This is a genomic window from Acinetobacter sp. CIP 53.82 (assembly GCF_000369465.1).
GTDB lineage: Bacteria > Pseudomonadota > Gammaproteobacteria > Pseudomonadales > Moraxellaceae > Acinetobacter > Acinetobacter indicus.
The window spans coordinates 643,525-661,637 of record NZ_KB850046.1 but is presented as its reverse complement, the minus strand read 5'-3'; the positions used below and the strand labels follow the sequence as shown (position 1 = coordinate 661,637).

The 18,113-nt window shown below is 49.2% G+C and carries 16 protein-coding genes and 1 other RNA gene; 8 read left to right on the top strand and 9 right to left on the bottom strand.

Annotation, left to right across the window (positions count from 1 at the left end):
• Positions 1 to 235 precede the first annotated feature (235 nt).
• The 3 genes from F905_RS08735 (at position 236) to F905_RS08725 (ending at position 2,263) form a co-directional block, all read left to right on the top strand.
• Positions 236 to 691: a bacteriohemerythrin gene (locus tag F905_RS08735; protein WP_005179777.1), complete on the top strand. Its 456-nt coding sequence runs from the start codon at positions 236 to 238 to the stop codon at positions 689 to 691.
• Positions 692 to 857: 166 nt separating this feature from the next.
• On the top strand, positions 858 to 1,940 hold the full coding sequence (locus F905_RS08730; protein WP_005179776.1) for a hypothetical protein: 1,083 nt from the start codon (positions 858 to 860) through the stop codon (positions 1,938 to 1,940).
• Positions 1,940 to 2,263 carry an RnfH family protein gene (locus F905_RS08725; protein WP_005179774.1) on the top strand — a complete coding sequence of 108 codons (324 nt, stop codon included), beginning with the start codon at positions 1,940 to 1,942 and terminating at the stop codon, positions 2,261 to 2,263. The genes F905_RS08730 and F905_RS08725 overlap by 1 nt, the downstream gene beginning before the upstream one ends.
• 42 nt (positions 2,264 to 2,305) lie before the next feature.
• Here the strand turns inward: F905_RS08725 and F905_RS08720 are convergent, their stop codons facing one another.
• The gene (locus F905_RS08720) at positions 2,306 to 2,704 is read right to left on the bottom strand and encodes an outer membrane protein assembly factor BamE (RefSeq protein WP_005179773.1); all 399 of its coding nucleotides are present in this window, start codon (positions 2,702 to 2,704) and stop codon (positions 2,306 to 2,308) included.
• A gap of 112 nt (positions 2,705 to 2,816) precedes the next feature.
• On the opposite strand from F905_RS08720, the gene fur reads away from it, so the two are divergent.
• Positions 2,817 to 3,254 carry a ferric iron uptake transcriptional regulator gene (fur, locus tag F905_RS08715; RefSeq protein WP_005179771.1) on the top strand — a complete coding sequence of 146 codons (438 nt, stop codon included), beginning with the start codon at positions 2,817 to 2,819 and terminating at the stop codon, positions 3,252 to 3,254.
• Positions 3,255 to 3,325: 71 nt separating this feature from the next.
• On the opposite strand, the gene F905_RS08710 is transcribed toward fur, so the two are convergent.
• Both F905_RS08710 and F905_RS08705 read right to left on the bottom strand, forming a co-directional pair.
• Positions 3,326 to 4,444, bottom strand: a complete 1,119-nt coding sequence (locus tag F905_RS08710) for a PilT/PilU family type 4a pilus ATPase (RefSeq protein WP_005179770.1) — start codon at positions 4,442 to 4,444, stop codon at positions 3,326 to 3,328.
• Positions 4,445 to 4,471: 27 nt separating this feature from the next.
• Positions 4,472 to 5,509, bottom strand: coding sequence for a type IV pilus twitching motility protein PilT (locus F905_RS08705; RefSeq protein ID WP_005179768.1), 1,038 nt, complete (start codon positions 5,507 to 5,509; stop codon positions 4,472 to 4,474).
• A gap of 123 nt (positions 5,510 to 5,632) precedes the next feature.
• Here F905_RS08705 and F905_RS08700 point away from each other — a divergent pair, with 123 nt between their 5' ends.
• Positions 5,633 to 6,319 carry a YggS family pyridoxal phosphate-dependent enzyme gene (locus tag F905_RS08700; RefSeq protein ID WP_005179764.1) on the top strand — a complete coding sequence of 229 codons (687 nt, stop codon included), beginning with the start codon at positions 5,633 to 5,635 and terminating at the stop codon, positions 6,317 to 6,319.
• 45 nt (positions 6,320 to 6,364) lie between these two features.
• Here the strand turns inward: F905_RS08700 and F905_RS08695 are convergent, their stop codons facing one another.
• The 3 genes from F905_RS08695 to F905_RS08685 are packed head-to-tail and all read right to left on the bottom strand — an operon-like array spanning position 6,365 to position 12,331.
• Positions 6,365 to 7,462: an acyltransferase family protein gene (locus tag F905_RS08695; RefSeq protein WP_005179762.1), complete on the bottom strand. Its 1,098-nt coding sequence runs from the start codon at positions 7,460 to 7,462 to the stop codon at positions 6,365 to 6,367.
• Between the two features lie 3 nt (positions 7,463 to 7,465).
• On the bottom strand, positions 7,466 to 11,071 hold the full coding sequence (locus tag F905_RS08690) for an AAA family ATPase (RefSeq protein WP_005179760.1): 3,606 nt from the start codon (positions 11,069 to 11,071) through the stop codon (positions 7,466 to 7,468).
• A 9-nt stretch (positions 11,072 to 11,080) separates the two neighbouring features.
• Positions 11,081 to 12,331, bottom strand: a complete 1,251-nt coding sequence (locus F905_RS08685) for an exonuclease SbcCD subunit D C-terminal domain-containing protein (RefSeq protein WP_005179756.1) — start codon at positions 12,329 to 12,331, stop codon at positions 11,081 to 11,083.
• A gap of 407 nt (positions 12,332 to 12,738) precedes the next feature.
• Here F905_RS08685 and F905_RS08680 point away from each other — a divergent pair, with 407 nt between their 5' ends.
• Positions 12,739 to 13,188 carry an ABZJ_00895 family protein gene (locus F905_RS08680; protein ID WP_034598225.1) on the top strand — a complete coding sequence of 150 codons (450 nt, stop codon included), beginning with the start codon at positions 12,739 to 12,741 and terminating at the stop codon, positions 13,186 to 13,188.
• A gap of 67 nt (positions 13,189 to 13,255) precedes the next feature.
• Here the strand turns inward: F905_RS08680 and thiO are convergent, their stop codons facing one another.
• Together thiO and hemB are read right to left on the bottom strand one after the other, a co-directional pair.
• Entirely contained in the window at positions 13,256 to 14,380 is a 1,125-nt protein-coding gene (thiO, locus tag F905_RS08675) for a glycine oxidase ThiO (protein ID WP_005179752.1), read from the bottom strand.
• A 16-nt stretch (positions 14,381 to 14,396) separates the two neighbouring features.
• On the bottom strand, positions 14,397 to 15,410 hold the full coding sequence (hemB, locus tag F905_RS08670) for a porphobilinogen synthase (protein WP_005179750.1): 1,014 nt from the start codon (positions 15,408 to 15,410) through the stop codon (positions 14,397 to 14,399).
• A 108-nt stretch (positions 15,411 to 15,518) separates the two neighbouring features.
• Between hemB and F905_RS08665 the strand changes: the two genes are divergently transcribed.
• Positions 15,519 to 16,016, top strand: coding sequence for a thioesterase family protein (locus F905_RS08665; RefSeq protein WP_034597877.1), 498 nt, complete (start codon positions 15,519 to 15,521; stop codon positions 16,014 to 16,016).
• Between the two features lie 119 nt (positions 16,017 to 16,135).
• On the opposite strand, the gene glpK is transcribed toward F905_RS08665, so the two are convergent.
• Positions 16,136 to 17,620: a glycerol kinase GlpK gene (gene glpK, locus F905_RS08660; protein ID WP_005179748.1), complete on the bottom strand. Its 1,485-nt coding sequence runs from the start codon at positions 17,618 to 17,620 to the stop codon at positions 16,136 to 16,138.
• 132 nt (positions 17,621 to 17,752) lie between these two features.
• On the opposite strand from glpK, the gene ssrA reads away from it, so the two are divergent.
• Positions 17,753 to 18,112, top strand: a transfer-messenger RNA (tmRNA) gene (ssrA, locus tag F905_RS15180).
• Position 18,113: the final 1 nt, after the last annotated feature.

Genomic DNA, 18,113 nt, shown 5'->3' with positions numbered 1-18,113 from the left:
TTAAATAGTGCCGTATTTTATTTAAGTCTAAAAATACGGCAGAAAATAATAAAACGGTTAAATAATAACTGACTCTTTTGCTCAGGTTAAAATAATATAAACATTATAAAACAAGGGTTTGTGTGAATTTGTTGGCAGAAACAGGAATCCCAAGTAAATCACTTCATTTTTATTTTAAATTAAATATGGCTACTATGCTCAAAGCTTATAAATCATTTGATTCAGGGGTGGTCGTATGAAAATGAAGTGGATTCCAGAATATAATACTGGCATCGATGTGATTGATGACCAACATAAACGTATTCTTGATTATATTAACGAAATTGTCGAGATTGGTGAAAATACCGATCGTGCCCGTATTAAACAGATTCTCGATAATATTATTGACTATACCCAGTCTCATTTTACCTTTGAAGAATCTTTACAAGAAGAAGCCGGTTATAAATACCGCGTACCACATAAACGCGTACATGACTTATTTATTAAAAAAATCGAGTCGTATCGTGAACGCTTTGAAATGGGGCATTCCATTGAAGGAGAACTGCACGAAGTGTTGTCAAAATGGTTAATTAACCATATTCAGCATGATGATGCAGATTATGTTGGCGCTGTAAAAGAAAATATGATGGGTATTATTCAGGAAAAAGAAAAGAAAAAAGGTAAAAACTGGTTTGCCCGTTTCTTCTCATAAACAGAATAAATTACTGCACAATTAATAAAACCAGAGAACAACAATATTGGACTAAAAACTAGCGCAGCAAACCATTGATGGCAATGGTTTGCTTTTTCTTTTTTAGTTTTTGATTTTCCCGGGTGACAAGGGCAAAATAGCGATAGATTTTTATTAGGAAAGCATCATGCAGGACAATGCTATGTCACGATGGTTATCGCCGCTGATGGCATTTTGTTTATCATTTATTCTGATTGCCACACTGGCACCGGTCACTGGCATTCAGCTGGAACGTCAACTGGACTTCTGGCTGCTGTGGTTAGGTACCATGCTGGTGCTGGCCTTGCCATTGACCTATATGGAAATTGCGCTGGCCAAGCGTTCAAAAACTACAGCCTTGCAGGCCCTATCCAGTTTGACCCGTGATGCCGATGCCTCTGCACAGTGGCGTCTGGTGGGCTGGCTGGCCGCGGTGTTTATTCCATTTTTAGCAGGCGCGATGCTGTTTAATGTCAGCCAAATGCTGACCCAGCTGGCACTGCCAACGATTCTACCGTTGTGGATTTTTATTGGCTTGGCACTGGTTGCCATGGCATTGTCTTTTATTTCGCGTCTGGTGCTGCTTGGCCTGACTGCGGTCGGTGTGATTGCTGCCTTTATTCTGGCGCAAGTGATGGGTGCTCCGGTTGCTGAATGGCAAATGACCGCGCTTGAGTTTGGCGAGTGGGGCAATGCTACGGTCTTGGCGTTGGTGGCCAGTGGCCTAGGTCTGGGGCTGTACTGGCAAACCAGTTTGCCGGCGGTACAACAGCAACAGGTGGCGACCAAAACCGTGTTCCCGATCTGGCTGGCGCAATTACTGGCCGTGATTGCCTTTGCTTTCTTTGCCGCGACTGCTCAGCTACCCGCTTTTGCGCTGGCTTTTGCTGTGGTGATGGCTGCTGCGCTCATCCTGCAACTGGCACGTGAACAGTTGGCACAGCGTCAGATTGCAGTGGCAATTCAATGGATCATTCTGCTGGCAGCCACGTTGATCTGGGCCATTCCAGGTCTGGCCAGTGTGTTAAATCCGCTGCTGATGATCTGGGGCCTGGTGATTTGTCTGATTTATGCGATTTTCGCCGGTTGGATCATGAAAATCAGTCATTTGCGTAAATCCATGAACTTCAGCAGTGAAGCCTTTTATAACCTGTGGCGTATTGCCATCCGTATTGTCTTGCCACTGGCAATTATTGCTGCGCTGCTGGCCGTGATTGGACAAATGTTCTGATGACTGCGCAGTATGTCTGGGTGGCTTTTGCCTCAGCCGAACAGCAGTTTCATCTGGCAGTGCCGTATCAAAATGGCATGACTGCGCTGGATGCGATTCAGCAGAGCGGGATTAGCGAACAGGTCAGTTTGCCTGAACCGTTGCAACTGGGAATTTTTGGTAGCCGTTTAACCGATGCGCAGCAGCCACTGCAACCGGGTGACCGGGTCGAGATTTACCGGCCGCTGACCATTAATCCGAAAGATATCCGCCGCAAACGAGCAGCGAAAAACCCGGTGGGCCGCTATGCCAAAGGCAATCGCTTTAAGCAATTGAGTTCATAAGAAAAACCCCTCACTGAGGGGTTTCTTTTTATCTGAAAGGGGCTATAGTGGGGGCGCGGTTAAAATTGCTTCTTTTGAACCCGGTAAGCCTGGTTGCTGTTCAGGAATGGTTTCTAAACCTTCAATTTTCTGCACAATACCGGTTTGATCGAAGTAGATTTTTAAGTGTTGACCTTGTGCAGCGGGAATCTTGGCTTTTTTAGCATAGGTTCCTGGGATATAATGGTAAATATAGTCCCAACGTAAAGGATTCATTGGATCTGAAATGGTTGGGCTACCCAGCAAAAAGCGGACCTGTTGGTGGCTCATGCCGACCTGAATTTTTGCAGCTTGTGCTTGGGTTAAGGGGGTGCCTTGAGGAATATCTACTTTATAAACGCCCAAGGTCGAACAACCCATGAGCAATGAAGTGACGAATAACGTCAACATGACTTTTTGCATTTTGCTACACTATCCCAATTAATTATTGATGCATTCGATCCAAGCATAGATCATACTGCATCTTAACTTTGTTGCATATTCCAACTTTAATTTTGTTGAGAGACCTTTTTTCATGCCTATTTCAAATCAAGATCTACGCAAAGCTGGCCTTAAAGTTACACTTCCACGAATTAAAATATTGGAATTATTAGAAAATTCAAGACAACATCACTTAAGCGCGGAAGATATTTACAAGACTTTACTCGAACAGGGTGAAGATGTGGGTTTAGCAACTGTGTATCGCGTGTTAACACAGTTTGAAGCCGCGGGGATTATCGAGCGTCATAATTTTGAAAATAATCATTCGGTTTTTGAAATTATGCAGGAAGATCACCACGACCACCTGGTATGCCAGAACTGTAATAAAGTGGTGGAATTTACCAACGACGTGATTGAACACGAACAGCATGAAGTGGCGAAAAAGTTTGGTTTTGAACTGACCGGTCACTCACTGAATTTATATGGCTACTGCGATGCGCCGGAATGCCGCGAAGCGTTCCGTAAAAAATAAGCGCAAAACTGCCCATCAATAAATCAACCCATAAAAACAGGCTGAAGATCAGCCTGTTTTTTTGCCTAAAATTATTGCCCGTCGAAGGTAATATTCGAAGTGGCATGCATTAAACGCTCGCCGCCTTCTTCCGACAGCTTGATTTGCAGACGCAAATCGTTTGGCGAGTCGGCATGTTTCAGGGCATCTTTGTAGCTGATCTGCTTGGCTTTATACAGGTCATACAGGGCCTGGTCAAAGGTTTGCATACCCAACTCACGTGAACGCTTCATCAGGTCTTTAATTTCGTGCACATCGCCTTTACGGATTAAATCGGACACCAGTGGCGAGTTAATCAGCAGTTCAATCGCGGCACGACGTGAGTTGCCATCAATAGTAGGAATCAGCTGCTGTGCCACAATGGCTTTCAGGTTCAGTGATAAATCCATAAACAGCTGGCCATGACGGTCAGCCTCAAAGAAGTGGATAATCCGGTCAATGGCTTGGTTGGCGTTGTTGGCGTGCAGGGTGGCAAATACCAGGTGACCGGTTTCGGCAAAGGCAATTGCATAATCCATGGTTTCACGTGAACGGATCTCACCAATCAGGATCACATCTGGGGCCTGACGCAAGGTGTTTTTCAGTGCCACTTCAAACGAATCGGTATCAATGCCTACTTCACGCTGGGTAATAATACAGCCGGCGTGTTCGTGCACAAATTCAATCGGGTCTTCAATGGTGATGATATGACCTTTGGAATTCTGGTTACGATAACCAATAATTGACGCCAAAGAGGTCGATTTACCGGTACCGGTTGCCCCGACAAAGATGATGATGCCACGTTTGGTCATGGCCAGATCTTTTAAAATTGGCGGCAGTTTCAGTTCTTCCATGGTCGGAATTTTGGTTTCAATCCGACGCAGCACCATGCCCGGTTCATCACGCTGCTGAAAAGCGCTGACACGGAAACGTGCGCTTTTATCACGGTTGGTGATGGCAAAGTTACATTCACGGGTATCGGCAAATTCCTTGCGCTGCTTGTCGGTCATAATCGAGTTGAGCAGCTGGCCGACAATTTCCCCGGTCAGTTTGGATTTGGCCACTGGCACAATCTGGCCGTTAATTTTCATGGAAGGCTCAACATCGGCCGTAATAAACAGGTCCGATGCTTTTTGCTGAATCATTAAATTCAATAAATCATTAAAGTCCATAGCGCTGTCCTGGCTTCCTGCACACGATTAGAGGAACGATTCTGGCTGTTTCGCCACAGTACGCGCGGTCTGTGGACTGATCACGCCACGGCTGACCAGGGCTTTCAGGCTCTGGTCCAGCGTACTCATACCGTAGTTGGCACCGGTTTGAATGGCTGAGTACATCTGCGCAACCTTGTTTTCACGAATCAGGTTACGGATGGCCGGAATCCCGATCATGATTTCATGCGCCGCCACACGGCCACCGCCATTTTTCTTGAGCAGGGTTTGTGAAATGACCGCCTGTAAAGATTCAGACAGCATGGCACGCACCATATCTTTTTCTTCGGCCGGAAAGACGTCAATCACACGGTCAATGGTTTTTGCCGCCGAGGTGGTATGCAGGGTACCAAAGACCAGGTGACCGGTTTCTGCCGCGGTAAGTGCCAAACGGATGGTTTCCAGGTCACGCATCTCACCGACCAGAATAATATCCGGGTCTTCACGCAGCGCCGAACGTAGTGCTTCATTAAAGCCGTGGGTATCACGATGCACTTCACGCTGGTTGACCAGACATTTTTTAGACTGATGCACAAATTCAATCGGGTCTTCCACGGTCAAAATGTGGTCATAGCGATTGTCATTGATATAGTCAATCATTGCCGCCAGGGTGGTGGATTTACCCGAACCCGTCGGCCCTGTGACCAGCACCAGACCGCGTGGATAGTCACAGATATCTCTAAAGATTTGACCCATTCCCAAATCTTCAATGGTCAGTACTTTAGAGGGAATGGTACGAAACACCGCGCCCGCACCGCGGTTCTGGTTAAATGCGTTAACACGGAAACGTGCCACGCCCGGGACTTCAAACGAGAAGTCGGTTTCCAGGTTATCTTCATAATCACGGCGCTGTTTGTCGTTCATGATGTCATAGACCAGCTTGTGAACTTCTTTATGTTCCAAGGCGGGCAAATTGATGCGGCGTACTTCACCATCCACACGAATCAGTGGCGGCATGCCTGCCGACAGGTGTAAATCCGATGCCCCATTTTTTGCCGAAAAGGCCAATAGTTCTGTAATATCCATAAGTTCCCCGAGATCATATAAATCTTAATTATTTTGTTAGAATAATACGGCTTTCCCTCAGCTTAACCAACACCTAGCACGAGGGCAAAGTAAAAAAGATGAATGAAAATGAGAACCGCATCAATGAATAGCCTGCAAAAATCGCGTCAACATGTGTTAGAACAAATTCAGCATGCCTGTCAGCAGGCGCAGCGTGACCCGGCAGAGGTCCAGCTGCTGGCGGTTTCCAAAACCCATCCGAGTGCTGTGTTGCAGGAAATGTACCAGACCGGACAGCGAGCCTTTGGCGAAAACTATTTACAGGAAGCGCTGGAAAAAATTGAGGCGCTGCAGGATTTAGAGATTGAGTGGCATTTTATTGGCCATGTGCAGCGCAACAAAACCAAACATCTGGCTGAAAAATTTGCCTGGGTGCATGGGGTAGACCGGCTGATTATTGCTGAGCGCTTGTCCAATCAGCGCAGCGATCAGCAGGCGCCACTGAATATCTGCCTGCAGGTCAATATTGATGGACAGGATAGCAAAGATGGCTGTAGCCCTGGCGAAGTACCGGCGCTGGTCGAGCAGATCAGTCGGTTGCCGAATTTACGTTTACGTGGCCTGATGGTGATTCCGGCACCAAATAACACTGCCGCCTTTCAGGATGCCAAACAACTGTTTGATACGGTCAAGGCGCAACATGCACAGCCTGCAGATTGGGATACGTTAAGTATGGGCATGTCCGGTGATTTAAATGCAGCAATTGCCGCAGGTTCGACCATGGTGCGGATTGGTACGGCATTATTTGGTGCGCGTGATTATTCGAAATAATGCTGCATCACAATATTCAGCTTATTGTTTGACATCACAGTCCGCTTAGGACAAGTGTCGTTCAATCCGGCGTGGTGGCTCCAGTTTTTGCGCCACCAGCCAGGCAAAACCAATCAGCACTGCCATTGTGATAATCAGGCTGAGCAGAGCTACTCCTAAACCGTGCTGCAGCGTAAACGGAAAACAGCCCAGGATAAAAATCAGCAACGGGAAATGGGTGATATACAGGGTATAGGAAAACTGCGCGGAAGCCGGCCAGATCACCTGAATCTGCCGTTCACCACGCGCCAGTTGTAGCAGCCAGCAGGCCGCCGCAATTCCGATACACAGGTTAAACAGCCTGAAATTTTCGCCAGTATAGTACTGTGCCAGATAAACAGAGTGAAACTGGTAGGCATCAAACAGGGCAATCAGCAGCGCCAAGAGCAGAAAACCGGATTTAAAATAGTGCAGCTGAGTGGCTGGAATCTGTTTGCTCCATGCCGGACTGGCAAAAGTAAAAGCCAGCAGCCAGACCAGAAAATAAATCAGAAACTGGATATTGAGCAGGCTTAGGCCGAGCAGTAGGGTTAAAAACAGCAGGATGCTCCCAGGTCTGAATGTCACCAGACAACCGGCCAGAACATAAAACCAGACTTCATAACTCAGGCTCCAGAGGGCAGCATTGGCCGATACGGTCGGCGTTACAAAACCATTGACGAAAAACAGTGAACCGAGAAAATCGGCTGCACTAATGTCATAGCTGTGCCGGATCATAAAGCTTTGGCTCGCCTCAATGTTATGGGAGCCGGATGCAAAGAAATAGGGCGCCAGTGCATACAATAACAAGGTCAGCAACATGGCAAATAAAAATGGTCCCAGAATACGCTGGCAGCGTTGCCGGCTATAGGCCAAGCCTGAAAACTGTCGATGGCGATGGATATTGTGACGGATGGAATGTCCAATCAGATAGCCGCTTAGAACAAAGAACATCATCACTGCGGCTTGTCCGAGCAGACGCACACCCGAATAGAGGGTTTGATCCAGCGGACCAATAAAGGCCTGAAAACAGTGGCTGAACAGCACCAGAATGGCACTCCATCCGCGCAGGCTTTCCAGCTGCAGGCTGAGCTGCGGCGAGAGCGGACGATAGTGCCAGAACATGGTCTAGCCTACGATCTGCAGGGTACTGGCCCCAGCACCAATTGGTTTGACCTGAATTTGGACCGGAATCCGTTCGTGAATTTCCTGAATATGGGAAATCAGCACCACTTTACGGCCCTGGCTTTGCAGCCGGTCGAGCGCATTCATGACCATATGTAGCGAGGCCGGATCGAGCGTCCCAAAGCCTTCATCAATAAACAGCGATTCCAGTTTCATGGAGCCGGAGGCCATATTGGCAATGGCCAGTGCCAGCGCCAGTGATACCAGGAAGGTTTCACCCCCCGATAAAGACAGTACCGGCCGGATTTCGCCATTCATGTCATGATCCAGAATCGCGAGGCCCAGACTGTTGGGAATACGTTGTAGCTGATAACGCGGCGCCAGTGGCTGCAGTTGCTGGTTGGCATGTTCCACCAGAATATCCAGATGATGTTCCTGGGCAATTTTCTGGAATTTGGTGCCTTCCTTGCTGCCAATTAAATCGGCAATCCGGCCCCAGCGATATTCTTCAGCCTGAATTTTTTCAATCTGGCTCTGGAATTTGGACAGTTGTGCCTGCGCCTGTTGCTGCATGCGTAACTGGGTTTCCAGCTGGTTAAACTGCTCCTGCAAGCTGTTTTTTTCTTGTTCCAGCTGTTCCAGTTGGGTGGTCACCTCATCATAGCTGGCAGTTGGTTGCTGGGCCTGATGCTGCTGGAATTGCTCCTGCAATACATCCAGCGCACTTTGTGCACTGAGCATGGCTTGCTGCTGTTGCTGGATGGCCTGACGCATGGCCTGCCAGCTGGCCAGATCAATACCCAGACACTGCTCAATCTTCTCGGCAGTGAACTGTGGATGCTGGCTTTGCCACTGCTGAATGTTATGCTGTAGCTGCTGTACACTTTCCAGAAGCTGCTGCTGGCGTGTATGCAGGTCTTGCTGTTTCAGCTGCGCCTGCTGGAATTGCTGTTCCAGCTGACGGCAGTGCAGGTGTTGCTGTTCTACCTGCTGCTGGAGTTGTTGCTGCTGCTCTCGTAACAGCTGCTGCCAGGCTTTGCCGGTATCCAGCACCTGTCCAGCATGTTGCTGGCTGAGATCACGTACCTGCTGGCGCAACTGGCTGCCTTGAGTTTGTGCATGGGTAAGGTCATTGCTCAGCTGTTGCTGTTGCTGCTGATAGAACTGTAGTTGCTGTTCGCCGTCTTTGATCTGGCGCTGTAATTCCTGCTGCTGTTGCAGGCATTGCTCGCGCTGTTGCAGGTATTGAGTCCGGCTGCTCAGCAGGGCAATAAGAGTCTGACACATCTCGGCCTGGTTCGCCCATTGCACTTGCTGGGCCGGTTCCAGTGCCTGGGTAACCGGTTCAATCAGTTGTTCCAGCTGCTGGAATTGCTGACAGAGTAACTGCAGGGACTGAATCTGTTGCTGCAAATGTTGCAGCTGCTGGGTCTGGCTTTTCAGCTGTTGCTGGCGAGTTTTTAGCTGCTGTAACTGCTGTTGCTGCTGATTTAGCTTGTGTTGCAGTGTGGTCTGTAAGGCGGTCAGATCGTGTGCTGTATCATCCAGCTGTGTGCTTGGGCTGAGCTTTTGAACCTGCTGCAGTTTCTGTTGCACACTGTCTTGAAGCTGGCTAGAGCGTAGCTGTTTCTGTTCCAGCAGGGTTTGCTGTTTGGAATGTTGTAGTTGTAATTGCTGGAGCTGCTGCTGGCACTGCTGTTCCTGCTGCTGGGCCTGTTGTAACTGGGTGTCCTGCACCGACTGCATCGCAGATTCCAGCAAATCCTGATGACTGACAAATGGATGCTCAGTACTACCGCAGACCATACACGGCTGTTCTGCTTGCAGCTGCTGACGCAACTCCTGCACACTTTGTGCCTGCAATAAACGCTGCTGGGCAAAAATCTGTTCCAGCTGTTCACGTGCCGTCTGGGCATTCCGGTAGTGCTGCTGTGCTTCAGTTTGCGCCTGTTGCAAGCTGCTCAGCTCGGCCTGAAGCTGGGTCATGTGCTGCTGTAATTGCTGCTGTTCCTGCTGCTCGTTCAGCATGTGTTGTAACAGGAACAGGGCTTGTTCCAGCTGTTGGCTGTGTTGCTGGTGCTGTACCTGCTGCTGTTCCAGTTCTGTGGCTTGCTGTTCCAGTTCAGCCAGTGAGCCGGCCTGCTGGAGCGCATCGGCCTGTTGCTGTTTTACATCATCTAGCTGCTGTTGCAGTTGAGCCAGTGAACTGTGTGCATGTACCGGCGCCTGCTGCTGTAGCTGTTGTTGCAGTTTCTGGAATTGCTGCAAGCGTTGCAGAATACTGTGTGGCTCACGGTCAAATACTGCCAGAAAGGCATGCTGGGCCGATTGCTGTTCCAGATGTTCTAATTGCGTATGCAACTGCTGTAAGTGCTGTTGCTGGCCGTGCTGCTGGGTGGTTAGTGGTGTAATTTTTTCATGTTGAATCTGTTTCAGCTGGGCATCGGCTTCTTTATAGCGCTGAATCAGATGCTCAATCTGGCCATCCAGCTGTAGTGCCTGTTCTAACACGGGTTGTAACTGTAGCTGTTCTTTCTGCTGTTGTTGCGCGCTGTGCTGCAATTGTTCCAGCTGCTGCTGTGCCTGCTGATGCTGCTGTTCACAGTGTTGAAATTCCGGCTGGAATTGCTCAAGTTGCTGCGCTAGTTGTTGCTGTTGCAACTGTTGCTGGCGCTGCTGCAGATACTGTTCACGGATTTCCTGAAACTGGTCCAGCTGCGCCAGCAGGTCACGCTGCGGCTGCATTTTCTGGTTGGCATCGACCTGCACCAGATAAAATTCTTTTTTGGCCTGAATTTCACTGTGCAGACGATGTTGCTGCTTGTACCAGCTTAAATCATTCAACAGCAGTTTTTCGCTTTGCAGTTTTTCATGCAGACTCAGTTTGCTCTGGGCATGCTGTTGTTGCAGGGCTTGTAGCTGCTCATCACTAAGCAACTCAATATGCCCCATCAGTTGTTGTAACTGTTCTTTTTCGCTGCGAATCTGGCGGATTTTTTCAAAGGCTTTCTGACTGACCAGACTGAAAATATGGGAATTGGTCAGATATTCCAGCAAGTCGGCGCGGTCCTGATCTTTGGCCTTTAAAAAGGCACCCACTTCAGACTGGGCCAGCAAGACGGCGCGGGTAAACTGCTCAAAACTCAGCCCAATCAGCTTTTCAACAGTCGGGGTGCATTCCGAAATTTTCTGGGTCAGCACGCGCTGATCTTCCACAGCGGTAATCGCGCGTTCGACTTTTAAATTGCCATCGACCTTGTTACGGGCGCGGCGCACTTCCCAGCGTGCCAGATAACGCTTTTGATCCAGCGCAATAAATTCCAGTTCGGCAAAGCCTTGGGTACAGCCGCGGCGCAGAATATTTTTAGAATCTTTAATCGAGATGCCCTGACCGCTGGCATCTTTAAGCGCCCCGGCAGCGCCGTTTAAGCGCGGAATCTGGTCATACAGCGCCAGACACATGGCATCGAGCAGGGTCGATTTACCGGCCCCAGTTTTTCCGGTAATCGCAATCAGGCCGGCATGAGCCAGCGGTGCGCTTTCAAAGTTGATGTCCTGGGTGCCGGCAATAGAAGCCAGATTATTCAGACTTAAACGTAAAATTTTCATGTCTGATCCTTATGGCTGTTCTTGTTCAAGGCTATGCTGCGCTTCAATCAGCAGCTGCATAAAATCTCGCTCGACCGAGGCATCCGGCTGATAGCCCATTTTGCTCCACAACTGTTTGAATAAGCTGTCCGGTGTGGGCGGGGCCAGATCAATTTTGGACTGATCTGCGGCCTGATCTTCCTGTGGGGTGTAGACCCGGCAAATGCGTAACAGGCGATAGCGCTGTTCCGGTAAGGTCTGTTCAATCTGCTGGCGTAAATCGACCGGTGGTGGTACATCGGTGCTGTATTCAATTTCCAGATAATCACGCTGGCAGATGCGTTCCACCGTACCTTGCGGGAGGGCTTTCAGTTGCTGAAACACTTCATCCAGACTGCCGCGAATACGGTGCAGCTGTACACTGCGCGGAATCAGCAGTGAGCCCAGTTGCAGGCGCTGTTCGGGCGCAGCCTGCGGGTCAATCTTGACCTCGAGCACCTGATGCTTGTACTGGATTTCACTAAAAGACAGCGGAATTGGAGAGCCGCTATAGCGGATATGTGGATGCTGGACTTTTTGCGGTTTATGCAGATGCCCCAGCGCGACATAGTCAATCACATCATCAAATAGGGCAGTGGAAAGTGCTTCTTCATGACCAATAATGATCGGCCGTTCTGAATCTGAGGTTTCGCCACCTTGCATATGCGCATGTGACATCAGGATTAGTGCCTGATCTTCCGTTTTACGGCGTTTGGCTTCGGCAATCAACTGCTGATGTAAATAGGCAATCGCATTCTGGGCGTTCTGGGTCTGCTCATTCAGTCCGGTAATTTCCGCAGTGCGCAAAAACGGCAGGGTCAGACACCAGGCAATAACTTTGTTTTCGGCATCATAAATTGGCACCAGTAAACGGTCGAGATCCAGCTGGTTGTCGGTATTGCGCTGAATCACCCCAACCGCCTTGGCTTTAAACTTGGCCAGCAACGGTTCCACCTGTTCAATGCGGTAGCCGGAGTCATGGTTACCGGCAATCATCAGGGTTTGCATGTGTGGTGCAATGGCATGAGCATCGGCCAGAAACTGGTACAGCTGGCGCTGCGCGCTGGAGGCCGGGTTAATCACATCAAAAATATCCCCGGCAATAAACAGGGCATTCGGCTGTTTTTCCTGGATTTGTTCTAATAACCAGTCTAAAAAATGTGCATGTTCATATTCACGATCGTGGTTATGGAAAAATTGCCCCAAATGCCAATCTGACGTATGAAAAAAATGCACTGCCATGTCATCAACCTGTTTTGCTTTAGGCAAGCATACTATAGCTGAGGGCGAAATTTAAAATTCTGTACCGGTATAAAACGCTAAGGTTTAATCTTTATTGTCCTGAAGATGAGTGCTGCTCACCAGCAAAGGCCAGACAAATAAAAGCCGACGATTCGAGTGATGATAAATCGTCGGCCAAATAAAAAGTGCGATGAACAAAGCATTTGGCTGCTATACAAAAACTTGATTCACATTCGCTTATTGCTTTAGCAAAGCTTCCCGAAAAATTTGTGGATGCCGTTACAAATTCGCCGGAGATGAAGCTTGTGCCATATATAACGCCTGTTCGGGCACAACGGTTGACAGGATCATGCAAAAAAAATCAATTTTTTTTATACTAGTTGCTTATGGCTCAGGTAGACAGTTTAATGATTTCTCTAACACGTTATTTTCTCTGGTTTTTATTTTTCTGTCTGATCTTTACCTGTATCTGCGGGGTACTGGCTGCATTGTTACCGGCAGGTGTGGGCGGCATTTTAACCGCAGTGCCTTACTTGGTTGCCATGATCTGGGTGCTGTTTAAATTTTTAAAACAGCAGCAGCGCGCACCGTCTCAGGCCGAGCGTAAAAAGCTGACCTTGGGTTTTAGCCTGATTTTCTGGGGCTATAATCTGGCCTTTTTATTACTCGGCATCTGGATTTTTTCCCGTCAGAATCCAACCATCTGGCAGGATTTTCTGCTGTATTTACAGCAGCCGCAATTTTTAAGCGTGGTGGTGATTATGTGGTTATTAATTGCCATTCCGCTGTATCTGCTGACGTACTGGTTTTATGGCAAACAGGCGCAGCGGATGGCGGCGAAAATGTTTGGTTCATAGCATCAGGGCTAAATCATCTGACGTATTTTCCCTTCGCCTCATCTCGGGTAGGGGAATTGTTCCAATCTTAACTGGCCAGTGCAGCATGCTGTAAACGGGCGGGACTATAAGCCTCAGGAGATACATCCGGGGTCTGGCCCAATAGCAGTTGACGCAGCAAACGCGCAGAGGCTGGTGCCATACATAAGCCATTGCGGAAATGGCCAAAATTGGCCCACAGATTGTCAAACGCTGGCATCAAGCCAATATAGGGAATACCGCCGTCTGGTGAGCCCGGGCGTAAACCGGCCCATTGCTTGACGATGGGCAGGTCTTTTAAGGCTGGCACCATGGCATAGCTGGCCTCCAGAATATTGGCCGTGGTATCGGCATTCAAACGGGTATCAAAGCCCTGTTCTGCCATACTGGAACCACAGACAATATGGCCGTCCTGACGCGGAATCAGATACATGACTTGATTCATGCACATGGTGGGCAGCCAGTTTTCAGGAGTTTTAAACAGTACCATCTGTCCATGTACCGGACGTACCGGAATCTGTACATCAAGCTGCTCGGCCCAGCGCGCTGACCAGGCGCCGGTGGTCAAGACATAGTCATCGGCCTGATAACGCTGTCCGGTCTGATCAACAATGGCGCGTACTTGCTGACCGTGCAGTTCTAGGCGTTCAATCGGGCAGTGTTCAAACAGCTGCACCCGTGGATGCTGCTTTAAATAGCACAGAATTGACTGTAATAAACGCGGATTACGCACATTGGCCAGCTGCGGGAAATAGATGGCCTGCTGGAACTGGGCGGAAATATGCGGATTCAGCTGATGCAGTTCGGTACTGTGCAGATGCTCTGCCTGCTGCATCGGTTGCTGAAACTGCTCGGCAAAATTCAGACCGATATCAAAATCGCTTTCATCAAAAATCAGCATACCGGTTTCATGGATCTGAAAATCAATACCGGTGTCAGGCTGAAGTTTAGCATTCCAGCGCAGATATTCAGTCTTGGCTGATTGCGCCAGCACATTTACCGCAGCCGGATAACGCCACGGATACATTGGAGAGAGAATACCACCACCGGCCCAGGAGGCTGCCTGACCGGATTGCTGCTGATCAAAAATACTGACCGAGCAGCCCTGTTCTAATAGCTCCAGCGCCGACATCAGTCCACTAATGCCGGCGCCAATCATGGCAATGTGCTTCATTGCAGTGGCAATATCCTTATTTCATGTCTTTGAGTTTGAGTGCGGCTTCTTCTGCAAAGTAGGTCCAAATGCCATCGGCACCGGCACGGCGGCAGCTCATCAGCGATTCAATGATCACGCTGTCGGATAACCAGCCATTTTGAATGGCAGCAGCCAGCATCGCGTATTCGCCACTGACCTGATAGACAAAAGTCGGCACAGCGAAGGTATCTTTGACTTCACGGACAATATCTAGATATGGCATACCTGGTTTGACAATCACCATGTCGGCGCCTTCCTGAATATCCAGCGCGATTTCATGCAGCGCTTCTGCACGGTTGCCAATATCCATCTGGTAATTGTATTTATTGCCGCCTTTTAAATTGCTGGCCGAACCGACGGCATCCCGGAACGGGCCGTAAAAGCTGGAAGCATATTTGGCCGAGTAAGCCATAATATTGGTATAGATATGACCTTGTGCTTCCAGTGCCTGACGAATAGCACCAATACGGCCATCCATCATGTCGCTTGGCGCAACCACATCGGCACCGGCTTCGGCATGGCTTAAGCATTGCTTGATTAAGGCTGCTACGGTTTCATCATTCAGCACATAACCACTGTCATCAATAATGCCATCCTGACCATGGGTGGTGTACGGATCGAGGGCGCCGTCGGTAATCAACACCATCTCCGGGAGTTCTTTTTTCAGTAAACGGACCGTGCTTTGTACCAGGCCATCTTCGCGCCAGGCAGCTTCGGCGGTCAGACTTTTATCTTCTTGTGGGGTGACCGGAAACAGCGCCAGTTTAGACACACCCAGTTCCAGCAGGCGCTCGGCTTTTTTCAGCAGCAGATCGGCCGACAGGCGCTGAATGTTGGGCATGCTTGGAATATCTTGGGTCTGGTTCTGACCGGGTAAAACAAATACTGGATAAATGAGATGATCAACCGTGAGCTGGGTTTCTCGCACCATGGCACGTAGCTGGTCATTTTTACGGATACGACGCATACGAGTGGCAGGAAATGCGGGACGATTGAACGTATAAGTCATAACAATCTCACTGATCAGTATTAAACTAGGCAATATTGTAGACCCATAAACAGGATTGTGGGGCAAAATACATGCGTTTTTTCTCAATTTAAGGTAATTGGCCAATTTATGAGCGATATGGCAAAAAAGTGGACCGGAGGCATTCATTTGGGTTCGAAAGTAGATATTGATGTCGTCTTACAGCAATTGTGTCAGGCCTTTAACAGTTCACCATTTTTTAAGCATAACGGTATGCAGATGCGCGTGGTGGATCAGCAGATTGAAGCCTATATCGAGATGCAGCCGCAGCTGATTGGCAATGTGGCTTTCCAGATTTTACATGGTGGGGTGGCTGCGACAATTCTGGACAGTGTGGGCGGGATTGTGGCGATGGGCGAGCTGTATAAGCGCACCGAGCCGGAGCAGTTGCCTGATACCATCAAGAAAGTGACCCGATTGGCCACGGTGGATATGCGGGTGGATTATCTGGCGCCGGGGCGAGGCAAATATTTTACGGCCCGTGCTGAAACCCTGCGTTTGGGCCGTAAAGGCTGTACCATGCGCATGACTCTGGTCAATGATGAACATAAAGCCATTGCCACCGCAATTGCGTCTTATGCTTATTAATCCAAATGGATTGATTGGCAGATAAAAAAACAGGCTCAATCGGGCCTGTTTTTTATTTGGATCAGTCGCGGTGAATAGCGTAAAAATCAAGCTTGAGCGATTTCGCGGGTATTCGCCGTTTAATGATCGGAACGGGCACGTTTTAGCGCCTGTTGCCATTTTTGCAAATGTGCCTGACGCTGATCTTCTCCCATACCGGGTTCAAATGCGCGTTCCAGCTGCCAGTTATCGGCAATATCACTTAAGCTGTTAAACACCCCGGATTTAAGCCCGGCCATTGCCGCTGCGCCCCAGGCGGTGGATTCTCGCATTTGCGGCCTTAACACTGGCACATTGAGCAGATCGGCCTGAAACTGCATTAGCATATCATTACAGCTGGCGCCGCCATCGACCCGTAATTCTTTGAGCGGTTGCTGAATATCTGACTGCATCGCGCTGAGAACATCGGCCACCTGAAAGGCAATTGCTTCAAGCGCTGCCCGGGCGATATGGGCTTTGTGAGTGCCACGCGACATACCGCAGAGCAGGGCACGTGCATCACTGTCCCAATGCGGCGCACCTAGACCGGTAAAAGCCGGCACCAGCACCACGCCATCGGTATCGCGGACCTGACTGGCCAGCTGTTCGACCTCGGCACTCTGTTGAATGATGCTCAAACCATCGCGCAGCCATTGCACAATCGCGCCAGCCATAAACACACTGCCTTCAAGCGCATAATGGGTCTGGTTCTGGCATTGCCAGGCCAGGGTACTGAGCAGCTTATTCTGGCTGTATTGCAGTGTCGAACCGGTATTAAACAGCATAAAGCAACCGGTGCCATAGGTGTTTTTGGCCATGCCCGGCTCAAAGCAGGACTGGCCGAACAGGGCAGATTGCTGATCGCCCAGAATGCCGCTGATTGGAAGTCGGGCGCCGAGTAAGCCGGCAGCGGTATCGGCCACATAATGGTCGGAACTGATGATTTTTGGTAAGACCGAAGCGGGAATCTGAAAAAGTTGCAGCAGTTCTTCATCCCAGCTTTGGGTTTGTAAATTCATGAGCATGGTGCGTGAGGCATTGCTGACTTCAATTACATGCTCGGCGCCTTGGGTCAGGTTCCAGATTAGCCAGCTATCGACGGTACCAAAGGCAACATGACCTTGCGCTGCCAGTTCGGCCAGACCGGGAATATGCTTAAGCAACCAGACCAGCTTGCCGGCACTAAAATAAGGGTCAATTAATAATCCGGTGGTCTGCTGTATTTTTTGTTGCAGTCCCTGTTGCAGCAGCTGATTACACCAGTCGGCTGCGCGCCGGTCTTGCCAGATGATGGCCGGAGCCAAGGGCTGGCCATTGCGTTTGTCCCAGACGATGGTGGTTTCCCGCTGGTTAGTGAGGCCAATGGCATGAATATCTTTGGCCAGAATCCGTGCGGACGCCAGCGCCTGTTGCACCACAGCCATCTGGCTGCTCCAGATTTCCTGGGCATCCTGTTCCACCCAGCCGGATTGCGGGGTGTTGATTTGGGTTTCGCGTTGCGCGCTAGCCTGAACCTGTCCATGTTCATTAAAAATAATCGCGCGACTTGAGGTCGTGCCCTGATCCAGGGCGAGTAAATAAGTCATAATTTATACTGTTATCTGACTTGAAATTTAAAATATTAGCGCAATTATGTTATTAAGCGCAGATCTTGCGGTGAATAGTTGTGAAATGATCTCGTAATTTTCAACTTTTATGCTATGATGGCGCTGTAGTCTGGGGGTGTTATTGGCTTCGACGCTGATGATGAAACTCATAGATGCATGCCGAGAGCGCATTTTCTCTCGTAAATCAAATTTGCATTTAAATAGTCGCAAACGACGAAACTTACGCTCTAGCTGCCTAAGGGCCGCTTGTCCGCTTCACTGAATACTTGTGGTCAGTGAACCCGACCGAAGCGAACGCACACAAGTCCGTATAGAGCCAAGCCTCGGGGCTTTATACCAAACTTAGAGGATCGCACTTTGAACCCTGTTCGTCGGGTCTTAAAGTGTTAAAACAATAGACGATATCTAAGCATGTAGTATTCTCGAGCGTAGTGTTGGCGGACGCGGGTTCAACTCCCGCCACCTCCACCAG